This is a genomic window from Chrysiogenia bacterium (assembly GCA_020434085.1).
GTDB lineage: Bacteria > JAGRBM01 > JAGRBM01 > JAGRBM01 > JAGRBM01 > JAGRBM01.
On the sequence record JAGRBM010000334.1, the window covers coordinates 1 to 18,162 of the forward strand.

Annotated in this window: 17 protein-coding genes; 10 read left to right on the forward strand and 7 right to left on the reverse strand. The window is 64.4% G+C overall.

What is annotated here, in order from left to right:
* Positions 1 to 263: 263 nt before the first annotated feature.
* The gene (locus KDH09_11485; protein ID MCB0220309.1) at positions 264 to 689 is read right to left on the reverse strand and encodes a hypothetical protein; all 426 of its coding nucleotides are present in this window, start codon (positions 687 to 689) and stop codon (positions 264 to 266) included.
* A gap of 296 nt (positions 690 to 985) precedes the next feature.
* Here KDH09_11485 and KDH09_11490 point away from each other — a divergent pair, with 296 nt between their 5' ends.
* The 3 genes from KDH09_11490 to KDH09_11500 all read left to right on the forward strand — a co-directional run bounded on the left by KDH09_11490 (position 986) and on the right by KDH09_11500 (position 3,932).
* Positions 986 to 1,408 carry a response regulator gene (locus tag KDH09_11490; protein ID MCB0220310.1) on the forward strand — a complete coding sequence of 141 codons (423 nt, stop codon included), beginning with the start codon at positions 986 to 988 and terminating at the stop codon, positions 1,406 to 1,408.
* A gap of 81 nt (positions 1,409 to 1,489) precedes the next feature.
* Complete coding sequence (locus KDH09_11495) at positions 1,490 to 2,911, forward strand: aldehyde dehydrogenase family protein (GenBank protein MCB0220311.1); 1,422 nt, start codon at positions 1,490 to 1,492, stop codon at positions 2,909 to 2,911.
* A 52-nt stretch (positions 2,912 to 2,963) separates the two neighbouring features.
* Positions 2,964 to 3,932, forward strand: coding sequence for an NAD(P)-dependent alcohol dehydrogenase (locus KDH09_11500; protein MCB0220312.1), 969 nt, complete (start codon positions 2,964 to 2,966; stop codon positions 3,930 to 3,932).
* Positions 3,933 to 4,126: 194 nt separating this feature from the next.
* Here KDH09_11500 and KDH09_11505 read toward each other — a convergent pair whose 3' ends face one another.
* The 5 genes from KDH09_11505 to KDH09_11525 form a co-directional block, all read right to left on the reverse strand.
* A complete protein-coding gene (locus KDH09_11505; GenBank protein ID MCB0220313.1) occupies positions 4,127 to 5,440 on the reverse strand; it encodes a hypothetical protein in 1,314 nt (437 codons plus the stop codon).
* A 171-nt stretch (positions 5,441 to 5,611) separates the two neighbouring features.
* Entirely contained in the window at positions 5,612 to 6,568 is a 957-nt protein-coding gene (locus KDH09_11510) for a cation transporter (GenBank protein ID MCB0220314.1), read from the reverse strand.
* 110 nt (positions 6,569 to 6,678) lie between these two features.
* Entirely contained in the window at positions 6,679 to 7,461 is a 783-nt protein-coding gene (gene queC / locus KDH09_11515) for a 7-cyano-7-deazaguanine synthase QueC (protein ID MCB0220315.1), read from the reverse strand.
* Complete coding sequence (gene queE, locus KDH09_11520) at positions 7,394 to 8,038, reverse strand: 7-carboxy-7-deazaguanine synthase QueE (protein ID MCB0220316.1); 645 nt, start codon at positions 8,036 to 8,038, stop codon at positions 7,394 to 7,396. Before queE ends, queC begins: the two co-directional genes overlap by 68 nt.
* The gene (locus KDH09_11525; GenBank protein MCB0220317.1) at positions 8,035 to 8,598 is read right to left on the reverse strand and encodes a hypothetical protein; all 564 of its coding nucleotides are present in this window, start codon (positions 8,596 to 8,598) and stop codon (positions 8,035 to 8,037) included. Before KDH09_11525 ends, queE begins: the two co-directional genes overlap by 4 nt.
* A 119-nt stretch (positions 8,599 to 8,717) precedes the next feature.
* Here KDH09_11525 and KDH09_11530 point away from each other — a divergent pair, with 119 nt between their 5' ends.
* Together KDH09_11530 and KDH09_11535 are read left to right on the forward strand one after the other, a co-directional pair.
* Positions 8,718 to 10,268: a YifB family Mg chelatase-like AAA ATPase gene (locus KDH09_11530; protein MCB0220318.1), complete on the forward strand. Its 1,551-nt coding sequence runs from the start codon at positions 8,718 to 8,720 to the stop codon at positions 10,266 to 10,268.
* Between the two features lie 10 nt (positions 10,269 to 10,278).
* Positions 10,279 to 10,842: a four helix bundle protein gene (locus KDH09_11535; protein MCB0220319.1), complete on the forward strand. Its 564-nt coding sequence runs from the start codon at positions 10,279 to 10,281 to the stop codon at positions 10,840 to 10,842.
* Positions 10,843 to 10,949: 107 nt separating this feature from the next.
* On the opposite strand, the gene KDH09_11540 is transcribed toward KDH09_11535, so the two are convergent.
* The gene (locus tag KDH09_11540; GenBank protein MCB0220320.1) at positions 10,950 to 12,185 is read right to left on the reverse strand and encodes an NADH:flavin oxidoreductase/NADH oxidase family protein; all 1,236 of its coding nucleotides are present in this window, start codon (positions 12,183 to 12,185) and stop codon (positions 10,950 to 10,952) included.
* Between the two features lie 293 nt (positions 12,186 to 12,478).
* On the opposite strand from KDH09_11540, the gene KDH09_11545 reads away from it, so the two are divergent.
* The 5 genes from KDH09_11545 to KDH09_11565 form a co-directional block, all read left to right on the forward strand.
* Positions 12,479 to 13,444: a ferritin-like domain-containing protein gene (locus KDH09_11545; protein MCB0220321.1), complete on the forward strand. Its 966-nt coding sequence runs from the start codon at positions 12,479 to 12,481 to the stop codon at positions 13,442 to 13,444.
* Positions 13,445 to 13,553: 109 nt separating this feature from the next.
* A complete protein-coding gene (locus KDH09_11550; GenBank protein ID MCB0220322.1) occupies positions 13,554 to 14,162 on the forward strand; it encodes a class I SAM-dependent methyltransferase in 609 nt (202 codons plus the stop codon).
* 11 nt (positions 14,163 to 14,173) lie between these two features.
* A complete protein-coding gene (locus KDH09_11555; GenBank protein MCB0220323.1) occupies positions 14,174 to 15,406 on the forward strand; it encodes an NnrS family protein in 1,233 nt (410 codons plus the stop codon).
* 112 nt (positions 15,407 to 15,518) lie between these two features.
* Positions 15,519 to 16,541 carry a zinc-binding dehydrogenase gene (locus KDH09_11560; GenBank protein ID MCB0220324.1) on the forward strand — a complete coding sequence of 341 codons (1,023 nt, stop codon included), beginning with the start codon at positions 15,519 to 15,521 and terminating at the stop codon, positions 16,539 to 16,541.
* A 155-nt stretch (positions 16,542 to 16,696) separates the two neighbouring features.
* The coding region (locus KDH09_11565; protein ID MCB0220325.1) for a PAS domain-containing protein at positions 16,697 to 18,162 on the forward strand (1,466 nt) is incomplete at its 3' end.

An 18,162-nucleotide genomic window follows, 5' to 3' on the forward strand; every position in this document is an offset into this window, starting at 1 on the left:
AAAAAAATCACGGAAAAGGAGAAGAAGAGAAAGACGAAAGGCTTCACCACATTGCGCTCCCCCGCAGCCGGGGGAGCTGTCCGGCAAGGCCGGACTGAGGGGGCTCCCCGCGCGGGAGACAATCCGTCCACGCCTGCCCTGAGCCCGCCGAAGGGTGCACGATTCGGAGTCGGGAGTGGCGCTGCCTCGCGCCCCCATCAGCCCCTGCGGGGCAGCTTCCCCCGGCGGCGGGGGAAGCGCGCGAGGGTGCGCGCGCTTCGCGCTTACCGCACCTGCGCCAGCAGGATCTCGATCCCGCTCTGTCCGGGCTCGACCGGTTCGGGATACACGCCCTCGATGTCGCCGGCGCGCGGCATGGCGTCGCCGCTTCGTGAGAGGCGGGCCTTGATGGAGAGCGGGCCGGTGAACTCGATGCCCGGGACCATGGAGTCCTTGGGGCCGAGCTCGAAGGCGAGCGGGAACCGGGGATCGGCGATGCGCTTGACCGCCGCGGGCGGGCCGCTCTCGCTCTTGCGGGCGATGATGTAGAGGACGTTGCCGGGCTCGACGCTGGCGGCCTGGCTCAAAGTGATGACGCCGGTGACCGGCGCGCCGGGCGCCTGGGGGGCCAGGGCTTCGGGAGCGGCCTGCTGCTCGCACGCGCCAGCAAAGAGGACGAGGACCAGAGCGATCAGGGAGAGACGACGCATGGGAAACTCCTTCAGGCGACGGCCGCGGCCGCCGTCCGGGGCTTTATAGCGCAGCCAATGAGAAAGCGAAGAGTACAGTGAAAACCTCGGGGCCTGCCGATCGGTACAGAGCAAGGAGGGCGAAGTCCTTTGTGATATAGGTCAAATCTTTGACTGTGTCGACCGGGATTGGTACAATGCTTTTACTTAGTGAAGGGCAGTCGGGCGGGACTTTTCATGCTTTTCCTTTCGGGAAGGGGGAGCGATGCACTTGGCCGCGGGGATGGCGATCTCCCGCGGGTCAGGAAGAGGCCTGTATGCAGGAGCTTCGAATACTGGTGGCCGACGATGCCGGCGTGATGCGGCACCTGCTCTCCCACTGGCTCAACAAGATGGTGCACTGCAAGCTGACCCTCGTAAATGACGGGCTCGAGGCCATCCGGGCCCTCCACGAGGCCTCCGAGCAATCGACTCCCTTCGACCTCATCATCACCGACATCAAGATGCCCCACGTCGACGGCATCCGCGTCATTGAATACGTGCGCGAGAAGATGAGCGACCCGGAAACCCCGATCATTGTGATTACCAGCGTGGCCGCCCCGGCCATGCGCGAGAGGGCGCTGCAGCTGGGCGCGACGACCTACATCACCAAGCCGCTCAAGTACTACGAGCTCCTTCGCGCCATGCTGCGCCTGTTCGGAAAAGACTACCAGGAAATCGAAAAGCCGCTGGCCTGCTAGGGGGCGCTCCGCGCCCTTTCCTGGGCAAATCGCTCCCACTCACTGGGCGCCGCCCGCGGCGGCGGGTAGACTTGCCCGGACATGGCAAAGAAATACCGCAACAAGATCGCCGGCCGGTGGAAGGGCGCGCGCAGCCACCAGAGCATTGTCTCCCCCTACAGCGGCAAGGCCGTGGGCGAGGTGGCGCTGGCCGGCGCCGCCGACTGCGAGGCCGCCATCGCCGCCGCGCATGAGGCGCTCGAGATCACCCGCGCCATGCCCTCCCACGCAAGGGCGCGCGCCTGCGCCGAGACGGCCGCGGGAATCGAGCGCCGGGCCGACGAGCTCGCCGAGATGATCACCGCCGAGGCGGGAAAGCCCATCCAGTACTCGCGCGGCGAGGTGGCCCGCGCCGTGGCGACCTTCACCCTGGCGGCCGAGGAGGCCAAGCGCATGGGCGGCGAGGTCATCCCCATCGACCTGGCCGAGCGCACCGAAGGCTACCTGGCGCTTACCGGGCGCTTCCCGCGCGGGGTGCTTTCGGCGGTCACGCCCTTCAACTTCCCGCTCAACCTGGTCGCCCACAAGATCGCCCCCGCCATGGCGACGGGCACGCCGATTGTTTTGAAGCCCTCGCGTCAGGCCCCGCTCACCGCGCTGCTGCTGGCCGAGATCATCGAGGAGACGAGCTGGCCCGAAGGGGCGCTCAGCGTGCTGTACTGTGAGGACGAGGTGGCCGAGCAGCTCGTCACCGATGAGCGCATCGCGACCTTCTCGTTCACGGGCAGCGACCGGGTCGGCTGGATGCTTCGGAGCAAGGCGCCCAAGGCGAAGGTCGTGCTCGAGCTGGGCAGCGACGCCGCCGCCATCGTGTGCGCCGATGCCGATCTCGAATGGGTCGTCCCGCGCTGCGTGATCGGGGCGTTTGCCTACGCCGGCCAGATCTGCATCTCCACCCAGCGCATCCTCGTCGAGCAGAGCGTCCACGGCGCCTTCCTCGACGCCTTCCTGGCGCACGTGGAGAAACTCCCGGTGGGCGATCCCTCCGATTTAAAGACCGTGGTCGGCCCGGTCATCGACGAAGCGTCCGCGAATCGCATCGAAGAATGGACCGCTGAGGCCATCGATGCCGGCGCCAAGCGTCTGCTGGGCGGCAAGCGCGAGGGCAACGTGCTCTGGCCCACCGTGCTCACCGACCTGCCCGAGAACACCACGCTCGGCTGCAGCGAAGTCTTCGGTCCGCTCGCCGTGATCGAGCCCTTCGAGGACTTCTCGGCCGCACTCACGCGCGTCAACGAGTCGCGCTACGGCCTGCAGGCCGGCCTCTTCACCAAGGACATCTCGCGGGCCTTCGAGGCCTGGCGCAAGCTCGACGTCGGCGGCTTGGTCGTGGGCGACTTCCCCATGCTCCGCGTGGACAACCATCCCTACGGCGGCGTCAAGGACTCGGGCACCGGCCGCGAAGGCGTCCGCCCCGCCATGGAAGAGCTGACGGAAGTGAAGACGCTGCTCATCAAGACGTGAGGGACTGCGTCCCTTTCATTTTGTCGAACCCTATCCAAGAACCTCAAGCACCATGAAAGCCATCACCTGTAGCACCTACGGTTCCCCCGATGTTTTGAAGCTCGAAGACATCCCCACGCCGAGTCCCGGCGCGGGGCAGGTGCTCGTGCGCGTGCGGGCGGCGTCGGTCAATGCCGGCGACTGGCACATCCTGCGGGCCGATCCCTTTGTGGTGCGGCTTGAATTCGGGATGCTGCGGCCGAAGTTCGCCGTGCCCGGCATGGACGTGGCGGGCGTGGTGGAGGCCGTGGGCGAGGGGGCGCGCGCCTTCAAGCCGGGCGACGAGGTCTTCGGCGACCTGGCCGAGTGCGGCTGCGGCGCCTTTGCCGAGTTTGCGCTCGCGCCCGAGAGTGCGCTTGTACTGAAGCCGACGACACTGAATTTTGAGCAGGCAGCGGCCGTGCCCACTGCGGCGGTGACCGCGCTGCAGGGGCTTCGCAGCGAGGGGGGCATTGCGCCCGGAGAGCGCGTCCTCATCCACGGCGCCTCGGGCGGGGTGGGAAGCTTCGCGGTGCAGATCGCCAAAGCGCTGGGCGCGGAAGTGACGGCCGTGTGCAGCACGTCAAAGGTTGAAATGGTGCGCGAGCTCGGCGCCGATCAGGTCATCGATTACACGCGCGAAGATTTTGCCCGCGGCGGGGCGCGCTTTGACAAAATCTTCGTCGCCTATGGCGAGCGCGGCATCTTCGAGTATGCCCGCGCGCTCGTTCCCGGCGGCACCTGCGTGGTGAGCGGCGGAAGTTTTTCCCAGTTCCTGCGATCCCTGGCACTCGGGCCGCTCGTTTCGCTCACAAAGAAGAAGCGCGTCGTGAGCCTGCTCCAGCACCCCGACGCGCAGGACCTTGCATTCGTGAAAGATCTGATCGAGAGCGGCAAACTCGCGCCGGTCATCGACCGGAGCTACCCATTGGCCGAAGTGCCCGAGGCGATCCGTTACGTCGAGCAGGGGCACGCGCGGGGCAAGGTTGTCATTGCGGTGTAAACACAAGCCTGTGCGCTGTCAGCCCCGAAGCCTGTCATCCTGAGCGCCGCGAAGGATCGCGTGGAGAGGGCGAGGACGCGATTCGTCGGGCCGCGATCCGGCCCTCAGAATAACAGCCGCTTGAAAACCCGAATCAGCCAAACAAAAGGGACGGCCACCGGCCGTCCCTTCATCGTTGAATCGTAGGGCAATTCTCAGTTGTACCAGCCCAGCCCCAGCGAGGCGTAGTAGCGCAGGTCGCGCCCGTCGGCGGGCAGGTCGGGTTTTTCCTGGATGACGCCGCCCTGCAGGCGCACCGCCCACAGGCGAAGGGCCAGGCCGGCGGCCAGGCCGGTTTCATTCATGCCCGCGCGCAGGGTGACCACTTCCTTGAATTCCATTTCGGCGCCGATGCTGAATTTGTCGGCCAGGCTGACCTGGTCGCGGTTGAGGTCGCGGAAGTCGGCGCCCAGCTTGAAGCGGCCGATCTCGAACTGCTGCATGTAGGCAATGCCCACGTCTACGCTCATCGGGATGTCGTTGCCGTTTGCATTGGGGGCGGCAAAGGACGCGCCGCTCAGGCGCGTGCGGCCGATATCCTGCATGACGACGCCCAGTTGCATGCGCCCGTCCCGGAGGAAGGAGTCGTCGAGGCCGATCTCCTTGAGCGGCAGGTAGGCCATGGCGCCGATGTCGCCGCCCACGGTGAAGCTGGAGCTGTGATCGCAGGCGAATCCGCCTTCGGTGCCCGCGGCATTGGTGGGCGAGGAAGAGGCCGCGCAACCATCGCCGAAGGGAAGCACCAGATCGCCGTCGAAGTTGAAGTCGGGCATGTCGCCCGCGCCGGCGGGCGTGGTCGATGCGATGCCGTCGGGGATGTCGGCGAATACGGCATCGGTCTGCCAGCGGTTGAATGCCTTTATGCTCGCGCCCAGGGTAAGCCATTCCTCCACGACGTCATAGGAGGCTCCGATCACGCCGCCGATGTCGGCGGTCTTTCGGGTGCGCAGGGTGTCGGTTCCGGCGACCGGAGAGACGGTTTCGGTAAAGGCATCCTGGATCGCGGCTTCGACCGTGTAGTCGAACAGGCCCGCCACGCCGAAGCCGAAGCGGCCTTTCTTCATGGTGAAGTAGCTCGTTGAATCGATGCGCGCGTAGATCGCATCGCCGCGGTGCTTGTCGAGGAAGGGCTGCACGTTGGTTTCATCGACGTCCTTGATGTCGTTGATGAAGCTCTGCGTGTCGCTGTTGGTCTCGGCGAGGATGGAGAGCGCCTGGAGTTCCCAGACCGCGTCCTTGAGGTTGTCGCCGAAGAGGTCGCTGTCGGTCGTCTGGCCCGCTTCCTCGATGGCTCCAAGGCCTGCCGGGTTGTAGAAGAGGGCGTTGTAACTGCCGCCGATGCCGACCTTCACGTTGCCCATGCCCATGGCCTGCGGGGTTCGCGGGTTGAAGGGCCTGCCCTGGGCGTGCGCCAAAATCGGGGTTGCCAGCACGAGGGCCAGCGCCATGAAAATGAATCTGATTCGCATGATCCGTATCTCCCTGAGTAAACACCGCCGCCCCCGGTCGGGTTCACACGTCCACGCACTGCCCATGTAGCACATCGCGGGGGCTCTGCCATAGCAGCGCGCTCTTCTTGTGCTCAGCTATAGCAACACGCCGGGCGCTCCGGTGTGACGCAACTCATGTTCGGCGAACTTTCAGCCCACCGGTTCGCGAAATTCGAGATCTTCGTCGGGCAGCGGGGTGTAGCGCTGGTGGGGGTGGGCCGGCTCGGTATGCACCGTCACGTCGGCGATGCCCTCGACGTTTTCCTTGATGGCCGCGATCACATCGTGGGTGAGCACGTGGGCGCGCGTGACATTGAGATGCGGGGCGATCTGGATGTGCAGGTCCATGTAAATGGAGCCCGGCACCCCGCGCGTGCGCACCTTGTGGGCCGAGGCAACGCCGGGGACCTCGATCACGATCTTCTTGATGACATCGGGATCGATGAGGGCGGTATCGGCCAGGTAGCGCAGGTTGCTGCGCAGAATGTCGACGCCGGCGTAGGCGATGAATACCGCCACGCCGCCGGCGGCGATGAGATCGGCGAGCTGATAACCGGCGGCAACGAACACCGCTGCCGCCATGACGCCCAGGGTAACGAGCACGTCGGACTTGGTGTGGGTGGCGTCGCTGATGAGCACCTGACTGCCAAGCTCGCGGCCCTTCCTGTGTTCCCAGACGGCGACGAAGATGTTGATCGCGAGCGTCAGGCCCAGCACGCCGAAGGTGGCAATCGATACCTCGGGCAGGTCGCCCACCTTGCCGTGAAACCGGGCAAGCGCGTCGGTCACCACGTCGTAGGCCACTACCAGCAGGGAGATACCGATGATGCCGGCGGCAAAGAGCTCGAATTTATAATGTCCGTAGGGGTGCTCTTCATCGGGCGGGTGGCTGGCGATCCAGACGCCCGCGAGGGCGATTGCGTTGTTGAGCATGTCGGTAAGGGAGTGGAAACCGTCGGCGCGCACCGAGAGGATGTGGAAGGCGTAGCCATACCAGATCTTCATGCCCGCCACGAACAGATTGAGCAGGGCTTCAATATAGAGAACCCGCCGGACCGCCCGGTCACGCTGGCTGCCGGTATAAAGCTCTGGTGTGTGCGTCTCCATCCCGCGGTGAATCTAGACCGCGCTTGCAGATGATGGAAGTTGAAAGGCCAATTCAGGTGAGGGGCCAGCCCGCTCTGCTCGCAAGGGCGTTTACAAAGGCCCGGCCGGGCTCAGCGCGGGCGATGCCGGTAGGGAAGGGGATCCTCGACGCCCGCCTCGGCAAATCCCTTGAGTCGCAGCAGGCACGAATCGCAGCGCCCGCAGGGGCGGCCCTTTGCGTCCGGGTCGTAGCACGAGTGCGTCTTTGAGAAATCCACGCCGAGCTTTACGCCCTTGCGGACGATCTGCGCCTTGCTGAGCTTTAGAAGCGGCGCGCGAATGACGATGCGCTCGCCCGCGTCGCCGGCGCGGGTGCCAAGGCGCGCGACTCTCTCGAAGGCTTTGAGAAAGTCCGGGCGGCAGTCGGGATAGCCCGAGTAGTCGAGCGCGTTGGCGCCGATGTAGATCTCCCAGGCGCAGAGGCTCTCGGCCCAGGAGAGCGCGTAGGCCAGAAAGAGCGTGTTGCGTGCCGGGACGTAGGTGATCGGGATCTCGCCCGACATGGTCTCGACCGAGCGGTTCTTGGGAACCCGCTTGCTCGTATCGGTGAGCGCCGAGGCGGCGCGCCCAGGAAAGGGGATGCGGATGACCTCGTGGCCGGCAACACCCATGCGCTTTCCGGCGGCGCGGGCGCGGCGGACCTCCACGCTGTGGCGCTGGCCGTAGGAAAAGGTGAGCGCGTGGCATTCGAGCCCCGCGGCCTGCGCCTGTGCCAGGGTGACGGTGGAATCCAGGCCGCCCGAGAAGAGGACGACCGCACGCTTATTGGACGCTCTTGCCACGGGCCTAGACGCCTGCCTCCACGTCGGGCCAGAGCTGCTTGTGAAGCTGGAGCTGCAGGCGCGCGGGCGCATGCGCTTCCTTCATCCACTCGGCGAGCTTCGTGGGTTCGAGCTTTCCGTGCACCGGCGAGAACAGAATCGCGCGCACGCGCCGGGCCAGGTTGCGCTCGGAAATGGCGCGCATGCTCCAGTCGAAGTCCTCGCGCGAGGAAATGACGAACTTGAGCTCGTCGTTCTCGTCGAGGTGTTCGATGTTGCTCCAGCGGTTCTTCGATTCTTCGCCGGAGTCCGGGCACTTGAGGTCCATGATGACCTGTACCTTGTGAGGTACTTCGTCGATGGAGAGCGCGCCGCTGGTCTCCAGCATCACCTCGTAATCTTCGTCGAGCAGGATGTGCAGCAGATCGATGCACTTGGACTGGGCCAGCGGTTCGCCACCGGTCACTTCGACGAGTCGGCAGCCGTGGCTGCGCACTTCGCCCAGGATCTGGTGCAGGGTCATCTGCTTGCCGCCGTGAAACGCATACTCGGTATCGCACCAGGTGCAGCGCAGCGGGCACCCGGTCAGGCGAATGAACACGCACGGTCGCCCGGCGTTGGTCGATTCACCCTGAATCGAATAGAAGATTTCTGTAACCTGCAGGCTCATGCGGGTGGGTCTGCCTCGTCGCTTCTCAGCGGAATCTCATATTCTCTATTTCTTAGCGCAAGAACGTAGCGTCCGTCACTTGTTTCGCGGATATATCGGGCCAGCGTCAGGTGCGGGCCCCGCCGGAACTTGGTGCGCAGCCCGCGTGAGTCGGTGCAGATGAGCGCCCCGTCGGCGGCGGTGGCGAGCGTGGCGGGATCGAGCCTCTCGCGCGCGCCGGAGGCCAGCGTGAGCAGCACTTCCTCCAGAACGTCCCCAGCGGCACGCAGGGCGAGTTCCTCCACGAAAGAGGGGGCATCGTCCACTCGCACCGTACAGATCTCGCCTTCGCATTCGAGCTTGTACGAGTCTCCCTCTGCATAGATATCGCGAAAGAACTGACGGGCGAGTTCGGGATCGCTCACCGGGTTGCGCCCATAGCTCCAGCGCCCGGCCGCATCGAGGCGGTAGACGTAGCGGCGTTTGGACAGGTCTCGTGGGCGGGATGGGCTCATTTTGATCGACCGGGTCTGCTCCAGCGCGTCGGGCTTTCGAACGCTGCGTCCGAATTCGGGAAACATTCGGCAGGCGCGGAGCCTGCCGCGCCTCGTATTCTTAGTGATTTCGGGGCCTTGGTGCCAACACGATTGCGGCACGCCAATTGCGCTGCACTTCTCCGGGAAAGCTGGAGGACGTTTACATGTTGGCCAAAGTCTATTCGAGCGCCGTGCTGGGAATCGACGCCTACCGCCTGAGCGTGGAGGCCGACCTGGCCTTCGGACTGCCGGCCTACGCGACGGTCGGTCTGCCCGAGGGGGCGGTCAAGGAGGGGCGCGAGCGCATTCGCGCCGCGATCAAAAACTCCGGTTACGACTTTCCGCCCCGGCGGATCACGGTGAACCTGGCGCCCGCCGACATCCGCAAGGAAGGCACGGCGCTCGACCTGCCGGCCTCCATCGCGATCCTTGCGGCAACCGGCCAGGTCTCGAAGGACCGGCTCCAGCAGTTTCTCATCCTGGGTGAGCTCTCACTCGATGGCGCCGTCAAACCGGTGCGCGGCGTGCTTTCGGTGGCGGCGCTCGCCCGCAAGATGGGAGTCGACGGCCTCATCGTTCCCGCCGCCAACGCGCGCGAGGCCGCTGTTGTGGACGGCGTGCAGGTGCTCCCGGTGCGCCGCCTCTCCCAGCTCGTCGAGTTTTTAAACGGCCACCAGGACCTCCCGCGCTTTGAACCGGGGGCCGCGGCCGCCGAAGAGGCAGATCCGCTTCCGCCCATGCTCGACTTTCTCGATGTGCGCGGGCAGGAACATGCCAAACGCGCCCTCGAAGTGGCCGCCGCCGGTGGGCACAACGTGCTGCTCATCGGGCCGCCGGGTTCGGGAAAGACAATGCTCGCCAAGCGGCTGCCGGGAATCCTGCCGAACATGGATTTCGAGGAAGCACTCGAGACCACGAAGATCTACTCGGTCTCGGGCAAGGCCGGCACGCGGCGCGGCCTGATGAGCGCGCGCCCGTTTCGCTCGCCCCACCACACGGTCTCCGATGTGGGGCTCACCGGCGGCGGGGCCGTACCGCGCCCCGGAGAGGTCTCGCTCGCACACAACGGTGTGCTCTTTCTCGACGAGCTCCCCGAGTTCAAGAAGAACGCCCTCGAAGTCTTGCGCCAACCCATGGAAGACGGCCGCGTCACCATTGCGCGCGCGAGCATGACGCTTACCTATCCGAGCGCCTTCATGTTGGTCGCAGCGATGAACCCTTGCCCGTGCGGCTACCTCGGAGATCCTCAGCACGAGTGCGTCGATTCCCAGCAGAACGTGCAGCGTTATCGCTCGCGCATCTCGGGCCCGCTCATGGACCGCATCGACATCCAGATCGAAGTGCCCAGGGTGCGCTACCAGGATCTCGCTGACGAGCGCAGGGGGGAGGGCTCCACGGAAATCCGCGCCCGCGTCGGAGCCGCGCGCGCCATTCAGCACGAGCGTTTCGCCGCTGCAGCGGGCCCGATGGGTCCGCACGTTGCCTGCAATGCGCGGATGAGCAGCGCCCAGCGCGAGCGCTTTTGCGAGATCGATTCCGAGGGCCACCGCCTGCTCGAAATGGTCGTCGACCGCATGGGGCTCTCAGGCAGGGCCTTCGACCGGATTCTCAAGGTCTCACGCACCATCGCCGACCTCGAAGGGGCCGAGCGGATCTCGGTGGCGCATCTTTCGGAGGCGATTCAATACCGGAGCCTGGATCGGAACCGTTGGTGAGGGGGGGGAGATGAGTAGAGAGTGGGAAGCCAATCGAAGCGGGAACCGCGGGGAGCGGCGCTGGGGTGCAGGTGAGCCACGGCACAGTGAGCAATCGGGGCCTCGCCAGCCACGCGGGCGGGAAGTGGAAGGAAATCGTGAACGTGATCGTGGACGTGCTCGTGCTCGACGCGACGACGGGGATCAGGAACGACCACGCGGGGGAACCCGCAGGGCCGACGGCGACCGCGAGTACACGCTCTCTCACGAACGTCTTGATGTTTATCAGGCTGCAATCGAACTGGTCGCAACTTCGGCGAGGATCATCGATGATTTACCCAGGGGAAGCTCATTTGTTTCAGACCAGCTTCGGCGGGCTGCGCTTTCAGTTCCTCTGAACATCGCCGAAGGGGGAGGGAAGCCTACCGACGGGGATCGCAAGCGATTTCTCGCCATTGCGCGTGGTTCGGCAATGGAGTGTGGGGCGATACTGGATGCGGGGTTTGCGCTACAGGTGATCGAGCGCGATCTACATCAGCGTGCCAAGGCGCTGGTTGTGCGTCTCGTTGCCATGCTCAGTAAAATGTGTCGCTGAGCGAGTGTTATTCGAGCACGAGCACGTCCACGACTACGCTCACGACTGCATCAACACCCCATGCCCAAAGGCTTGCGAGAGGCCTGAACGCTATCTCTCGCTACCCACTACGCCCGGCGCTGCTGAAAGGCTTTGAGGCCATTGGCCAGCATGGTTCTTGTCGCCGCGCCCCAGACGGTCATGTTCCGGCTGGGGCGCTGGCCGCGGCCCATGCGGGCAAGTTGCTGCTCGTACCAGGTGATCTCCACCATTCCCATCTTGTCGAGCGCGCCGATGCCGGTGCTGAGCTTGCGCATGGGGGCTTCGTAATCGGCCCCCGAGAGAATCTTGTTGGGAAGCTCGGGGTCGACGCACAGGGGGCGAGCAAGGCCGACCAGATCGACCGCGCCGCTCTGAATCGCGCGGGCCATGCCGCGGGCGGTGCGGAATCCGCCGGTCAGTGCCAGGGGAACTTTCACGCGCTTTCTCGCCTTCTCGGCAAAGTCCATGAAGAAGGCCTCGCGCTCGCGGGTGCTCTTCTTGGAAACAAACATCTCGGGGCTCTCGTAACTGCCGCCCGAGATCTCGATCAGATCGATGCCCGCCTTGTCGAGCTCGGCCACCACGTCGAGGGATTCCTCATCGGTAAAGCCGCCCTTCATGAAGTCGGCGGAGTTGAGTTTGATGGAGACGGGAAAATCCTCGCCGACTGCCGCGCGCATGCTCTGGTAGACCTGGAGTGCGAAGCGGCGGCGGTTCTCCGCGCTGCCGCCCCATTCATCGGTGCGCTGGTTGTGGCGCGGGGAGAGGAACTGGCTCACGAGGTAACCGTGGGCGCCGTGGATCTGCACGCCGCTAAAGCCCGCCTTCTTTGCGAGTCCCGCGGTGCGCCCGAAGCGCGCAATGAGCTCTTCGATTTCGTCGCCGCTCAGCTCGCGCGGAACGCCGAAGGCGCTCTTCATGCCGGTGCCCTCGAGCGGGATCGCGGAGGGGGCAACGGCCTGCTGCGCCGAGATTCCCTTGGGCTGCTGCTTTCCCGGATGGTTGATCTGCATCCACAGATGCGCGCCGTTGCCGGTGCCGGCGTTGGCCCAGGCCTTGTGTTTTGTAAGTGCGTGATCGTCTTCGAGAGCGACGTTGCCGGGCTCGCCGAGCGCGCGGCTGTCGATCATCACATTGCCGGTGACAACCACGCCGGTTCCGCCCGAGGCAAAGGTGCCGTAGAGGCGCGCATGGTTTGGGGTAGGGTCGTGGGCGTTGTCGGCAATGCCCTCGCTCATCGCGGACTTCAAGAACCGGTTCTTGATGGTGGCGCCGCACCGAAGGGTGATCGGCGCGCCGAGGATTTCGCTGGGTGTGCTCATGGCTGTCCCTCCCGCCTGTGCTGGGGTGTTGATGCCGCCGCGGCGCGAAAGGGCTCCGGCCGGTGCCGCGGTGTGACAAATTATCCTAATTGATTCAGGAACTTGCGGCTTCGCTGAATGGTATTCAACGAAAATTGCAGCGGCGCGTCACGGAATAATCGTATTATTCCAGTGGGTTGCGAGAATCCGCTTGAAACTGACTCTGCTATCAGTTAGAAAATACTCGAGCCACCGACCGAATGGTCAGGGGCGAATAGAACAACTTTCTAGTTTTCGGCAAGGAGCCACCCGCCATGCAACTTGATCTCGACAAGATGCTCGACCGCTGCAACAAGGGTCAGTGGAACGTCAACGACTTCGACTGGTCGCAGAAGCCCAAGGTCAAACTCTCCAAGGAGAAGGAGATCCGCGTCTGCTACTACTACATGAACATGTCCTACATCGAGCGACTGGCCGGCGCGCTCTTCCTGGCCCTCTCCAAGCGCATGACCGACCCGCGTCTGAAGGCGATCTACGAGACCTTCTACGAGGACGAGATCCGCCACAGCCATGCTGCGGCCAAGCTGATGGACTACTTCGACGTCCACCAGTACCGCTTCTACACGCCCAATCAGGCGATGCTGCGTTTCATCCCGTACTTCACGCGCTCGGTTGAGACGCTCAACCCGGCTTTTGCCAATTCCTTCATTCTGGGCGGCGAGCTCATCCTCGACATCGCGCTGCTTCGCAGCCTCAATGAATACGTCGACGACCCCATGAGCCGCGCAGTCGTGGAAAAGATCAATCAGGACGAGTCGCGCCACATTGCCATGGACTTCTTCATGACCGAATACTGCGCCGAGCACGAACTCAAGCCGGTCAAGGACAATGGCAAGAAGGGGCTGATGAACCCGGACTTCCGCGGCGTGCTCACCTGGGGTCCCCCGTTCTTCAACGAAGTGTTCTTCCGCCCCATGCAGTTCATGGACCCCAAGCAGAAGCAGATGAAGGAAGTCGCCAAGCGCCTGCGCCGTTTCTACATGCGCCCCGAGGTTCAGGGCAATCCGGTGGTGCGTGATACGAACGCCATGTTCGAGCGCCTTGAATCGCCGCTGGGCCGCCGGCTGGCCGGGCTGGGCAATGCGATCTCGAAGGCCACCACAGGCATCGACTTCGGTTTTGCCGCGGAGGCCACTAAGGACAAGATCCGCCCGCCCAAGGATTGGGACACCAAGGAAGGGGCCGATCAGTTGGCCCGCGCCCTGGTGGAGAGCAACTAGGGCAAGTCAGAATAGATCAACGGGGAGGGCCGGTTCCGCAGGGACCGGCCCTTCGTTTTTGAGGTGCCGAGCGACTAGGCTTGCGCCGTCAGTGTTTGAGGAGATTGTCATGGGTTTTTATGAAGATGAAATCTTTTCGCGGTTCGCCGATTTTGCGATGCAGCCCTTTGGCCACCTGCGCGAGCGTGCGCTGGAAAAGGCAAAGGGGCGCGTGCTGGAGATCGGACACGGTTCGGGGCTCAACCTCGAACACCTGCCCGAGGCAGTCACCGAGCTGATCGGTGTCGACCCCTCCGGCGGCATGCTGCGCAAGAGCCTGCCGCGCCAGGCAAAGGTGAAGTTCCCGGTGACCATCCTCAAGGAAGGGGCCGAGAAGATCTCCGAGCCCGACGCGTCCTTCGATACGGTCATTACGACCCTTACCTTTTGTACCATTCCAGATCCCGTTGCGGCGGCTAAAGAGGCTCGCCGCCTCATCAAACCCGGCGGGAGTTTCCTGTTTCTCGAACACGTGCGCCATCCCGAGCCGGGCGTGGAGAAGTGGCAGAACCGGCTCAACCCGGTGTGGAAGAAAGTCTTTTGCGGGTGCAATCTCAATCGCGATACCTGGACCATCTTTGAAGAAGCGGGCTTCGATCTCTCCGATTGCCGGCGCATTCAGGTCGAGGGCCCCCGCATCGTTGAAGAGCTGATCGTGGGCGAGGCCCATCCGGTCTGACAGGCCCGCCGGTGAAATCAATCTTCGCTTCGGCACATCCACTCTGGAACGTCCCCTACCGTCCGTTCTTTGGTTTCGGATACGTTTGGGGAGTCGTGCTCGTGAGCATCTGGTTCCAGCAGCTTCTCGTCATGGGGGGCGTGCTCGGCGCGCCGCTGGTGCCGCGTCTGCTGGCCGCCGACCAGCACGCACACCTCATGATCTGGGGCCTGTGGGGAAGCTTCGTGTGCGGCTTCTCGCTCACCGCGCACGTGCTTCAGAGCGGCATGTCGCCGCCATCGCGAAAGTGGCTCCGGGGCGTGTTCGCCCTGTTCGCGCTCTCGCAGGTCTTGCTCGTTCTTGCCTGGACCTTCGCCCTGGACGCGCTGGCACTTCCTGCCAAGCTCGGCGTCCTTGGCGCCTATGCCTTCGTGATCGGCTACTCGCTCAAAGCAAGCCTCTACCGGTTTCGCAACTCGGGCTTCGACGCGCGCTCGGCGATTTTCTCGCTCGCCATGTTGGTAGGCGGGGCAACGCTTGCCCTCTACGACTTCGGTCCCGCGCGCCTTGCATGGGCGGCGGTGCACACGGCGCTCTGGGGATGGCTGGTCATGTTGGTCGCAGTGTTCGGATCGCTCATGACGCCGATCCTGACCAAGGCGGCCAGCCCCGAGTGCGGCGCGAGCACCGCGCCGAGCTTCCTGCCGGTCTTTCTGCTGCTGGCCTGGGTGCTCCCCGGCCTCCGGGAGAATTTCGGGGCAGGGGCCTTTGCCGCGGGCAATGCGGTGTGGCTTCTCTGGTGCGCCGCGGAATGGCGGCGCTGGAAACCCGAAGTTGGCATGCGGGTTACGATGCTGCTGCCCATGCACCTTGGCTGGATCTGGCTGCTGGCCTCGCTGCTGCTGGCCGCGCTTCGCCCCTTCGAGGACGCGCTTCACCTGACCGCCATCAATCCCACTCACCTCATCACGCTCGGCTGTCTTGGAAGCTTCGTCTTCGCCGTCTCCAGCCGCATCGCCCAGGCACATGCCGGCAGGAAGGCGACGCTCGACCGAATGGGGTTGGTTGCGCTGGGTCTGCTGCAACTCGGCGCGCTGGTTCGCGTCTTCGGTGCCCTGATCGCCCCGGACAATCCTTACCTGGCCTACGCGCTCGCAGCGGCGCTGGTGCTGGCAGCGATGCTTGTCTGGCTTGCCCACTACGGGCGTCTGCTGGGCGCGCGCCCCTCGGGGCCGCCGGTCATCATGCGACCGGTGCGCCGCTAGGCGGCGAAAACCCTTTGCGCGGGTCGCCTGCCTGTGGTCTGATGACCTGAATCGTTTCACCCCAAGTGCGGCATCACAGCTCCCGACTTCAAGTCAGGGAAGAGGAAGACCCATGCGAGAGATCTGGATCACCAAGGCAGGCGCCCCCGAAGTTCTCAAGGTAAAAGAAGCTCCCGACCCGGAGCCCGGGGCCGGCGAGGTGCGCATCCGCGTGGGCGCCGCCGGCGTCAATTTCGCCGACATCATGGGGCGTATGGGGCTCTACCCCGACGCGCCCGGCAGCACCTTCGTGCCCGGCTACGAGGTGGGCGGCACCGTGGACAAGGTGGGCGAGGGCGTGGACGCCTCGCTCGTTGGAACGCGCGTGGGCGGTATGACCCGCTTTGGCGGCTATTCCGATGTGGTCTGCGTTCCCGAGATCCAGGTCGTGGAGATCCCCGACTCCATGAGCATCGAGGAAGCCGCCGCCATTCCAGTGAACTACCTGACGGCCTGGCAGCTCATGTTCGCCATGGGCTCGCTCAAGAAGGACGAGACTGTGCTCGTCCACAGCGCCGGAGGCGGCGTGGGCATCGCAGCGATCCAGCTTGCCAAGCACGTGGGCGCGAAAGTCATCGGCACTGCCAGCAAGGGCAAGCACGAGTATCTGAGCGAGATCGGCGTCGATCACCTCATCGACTACCGCACCGAGGACTTTGAAAAGCGCGCGAAGGAAATCACCGGCGGCCGGGGCGTGGAGCTCATTCTCGACGCCGTGGGCGGCGATTCCTTCAAGAAGGGCTTTCGCACGCTCTCCCCGACCGGGCGGCTCGGCATGTTCGGCATGAGCTCGGCGGCCAACGGCAAGAAGCGCTCGATCATCGACCTGCTGCGTTTCCTCAAGGACATGCCCTGGGTCCAGTTCAATCCCGTGAGCCTGATGAATGAGAACAAGGCCGTCTTCGGAGTGAACATGGGGCACATGTGGGAGGAGAGCGCGCTCATTCGCACCTGGCTCCACGAGCTGATGGCCCTCTACGAGAAGGGCACCATCAAGCCTCGCGTGGACTCCACATTCAGCTTTGAGGACGCCCCCAAGGCCCACCACTACATCCAGGACCGCAAGAACCTGGGCAAGGTGGTACTCGTCGCGTAGGTGTCCGGGATGCCCTTGCGCAACTGACTCATTGTTGTACACTTTGCCCTTTCGATATGCGGGCTCGCTTTGAGCCACCCCTCGCTGTTGGGGACTCGCAAGGGAAGCGGCAGGGTATCTTGGGGGAGAATCGGAACCATCTCGGGCGGGGTGGCGTGGCGGCGTTGCTTGCCGCGCTGTTCTGGCTGGACCTGCAACTGCCGCTGGGCATTGCGGGCGGCGTTCCCTATGTGCTCCCGGTGCTGCTCTCGCAGCGACTTCTCTCTGCCCGCGCTTCGATCCTTACTGCAATCATCTCAACGCTTCTGATCGGTGCCGGATGGCACCTCTCAGCGCCTGCTGCGGATGGCTGGATGGTCGCAACCAATCGCGCCCTGGCCGTGTTCGCCGTGTGGGTGACCGCATGGCTGGGCGGGCGTGTGCGCAGCGCCGAGCGCGAGGCCCTGAAGGCGCGACAGGAAACCGAGCCGCTGCTCGAACAAATCGTCGCGCGTGTTCAGGAAGTCTTCTACTTCCTGGAGGCGGGCACGGGCCGGGTGCTTTTTGCCAGTAGCGCGTACGAGCGCATCTGGCAGCGCAAGCTGGAATCCCTGCTGGCCAATCCCGCCGACTGGATCGAGGCAATCGACCCTGATGACGTCGAGCGTGTGGAGCACGCCTTTGCCCGCATGATCGAGGGCAACCCCTTCGACGAGGTCTACCGGATCATTCTGCCTGACGGAGGAATCCGATGGATTCACGACCGCGGGAATCCGATCATGGGCGAGGACGGCCGGGTCGCGCACATGGCCGGCATTGCCGAAGACATCACGGTGCGCCGCGAGGCGGAGGAATCGCTGCGCGTCAGCGAGGAGCGACTCAAGCAGATTGTCACCCACGTCAAGGACGTGTTCTGGCTTGGCGATGTCCGTACACGAAAAGTGCTCTACGTCAGTCCTGCATTTGAAGGGATTTGGGGCGTGGCGGTCGCGGACGCGCTGGAGTGTTTCGACCTGTGGATGGAAAAAATTCATGAGGAAGACCGACCCCGCGTGGCGGCGGCCATTGATGCGTTCTTTCAGGGCGCCCCGTACCGCGAGACCTACCGAGTCGTACGAGAGGACGGTTCGATTCGCTGGATCACCGATGCGGGGCAGGTCATCAATGACGACGAAGGAAAGCCCTATCACCTGGCCGGCGTGGCCCGTGACATTACCGAGCAATGGGAGACCGAGCAGGCGCTTCGCGAGAGTGAGCAGCGCCTGAGCCAGGTGGTCAACCAGATCGGCGAAGTCTTCTGGCTGACCGACCTCAAGGGCAATATCCTCTATGTGAGTCCGGCCTACGAAGGGGTCTGGGGACGGCCGCGTGAAGGGGTTTATAAGAACAGCGCCGAGTGGCTCATGAGCGTGCATCCAGACGACCGCGGGCGCGTGGCGGCCGAGTATGCGCGCGGCCTGGCCGGGGAGGGCTTTGCCACGGAGTTCCGCCTCGTCCAGCCCGATGGAAGCGAGCGATGGATCAGCACGCGTAGCGTTCCGGTTTGTGATGACGATGGCCGCATGGTTCGGATGGCCGGCGTTGCAGAGGACATCACCCGCCGGAAGAACGAAGAGCTGGCCAGGCTCAAGATCGAGGAGGG

Coding starts and splice junctions, on each gene's coding strand:
- KDH09_11500 (MCB0220312.1), top strand. CDS start 2,964: ATGAAAGCCATCACCTGTAGCACCTACGGTTCCCCCGATGTTTTGAAG.
- KDH09_11525 (MCB0220317.1), bottom strand. CDS start 8,598: ATGTTTCCCGAATTCGGACGCAGCGTTCGAAAGCCCGACGCGCTGGAG.
- KDH09_11505 (MCB0220313.1), bottom strand. CDS start 5,440: ATGCGAATCAGATTCATTTTCATGGCGCTGGCCCTCGTGCTGGCAACC.
- KDH09_11510 (MCB0220314.1), bottom strand. CDS start 6,568: ATGGAGACGCACACACCAGAGCTTTATACCGGCAGCCAGCGTGACCGG.
- KDH09_11540 (MCB0220320.1), bottom strand. CDS start 12,185: ATGAGCACACCCAGCGAAATCCTCGGCGCGCCGATCACCCTTCGGTGC.
- queE (MCB0220316.1), bottom strand. CDS start 8,038: ATGAGCCTGCAGGTTACAGAAATCTTCTATTCGATTCAGGGTGAATCG.
- KDH09_11530 (MCB0220318.1), top strand. CDS start 8,718: ATGTTGGCCAAAGTCTATTCGAGCGCCGTGCTGGGAATCGACGCCTAC.
- KDH09_11550 (MCB0220322.1), top strand. CDS start 13,554: ATGGGTTTTTATGAAGATGAAATCTTTTCGCGGTTCGCCGATTTTGCG.
- KDH09_11535 (MCB0220319.1), top strand. CDS start 10,279: ATGAGTAGAGAGTGGGAAGCCAATCGAAGCGGGAACCGCGGGGAGCGG.
- KDH09_11495 (MCB0220311.1), top strand. CDS start 1,490: ATGGCAAAGAAATACCGCAACAAGATCGCCGGCCGGTGGAAGGGCGCG.
- KDH09_11545 (MCB0220321.1), top strand. CDS start 12,479: ATGCAACTTGATCTCGACAAGATGCTCGACCGCTGCAACAAGGGTCAG.
- KDH09_11490 (MCB0220310.1), top strand. CDS start 986: ATGCAGGAGCTTCGAATACTGGTGGCCGACGATGCCGGCGTGATGCGG.
- KDH09_11560 (MCB0220324.1), top strand. CDS start 15,519: ATGCGAGAGATCTGGATCACCAAGGCAGGCGCCCCCGAAGTTCTCAAG.
- KDH09_11485 (MCB0220309.1), bottom strand. CDS start 689: ATGCGTCGTCTCTCCCTGATCGCTCTGGTCCTCGTCCTCTTTGCTGGC.
- queC (MCB0220315.1), bottom strand. CDS start 7,461: ATGCGCCCGCGCGCCTGCAGCTCCAGCTTCACAAGCAGCTCTGGCCCG.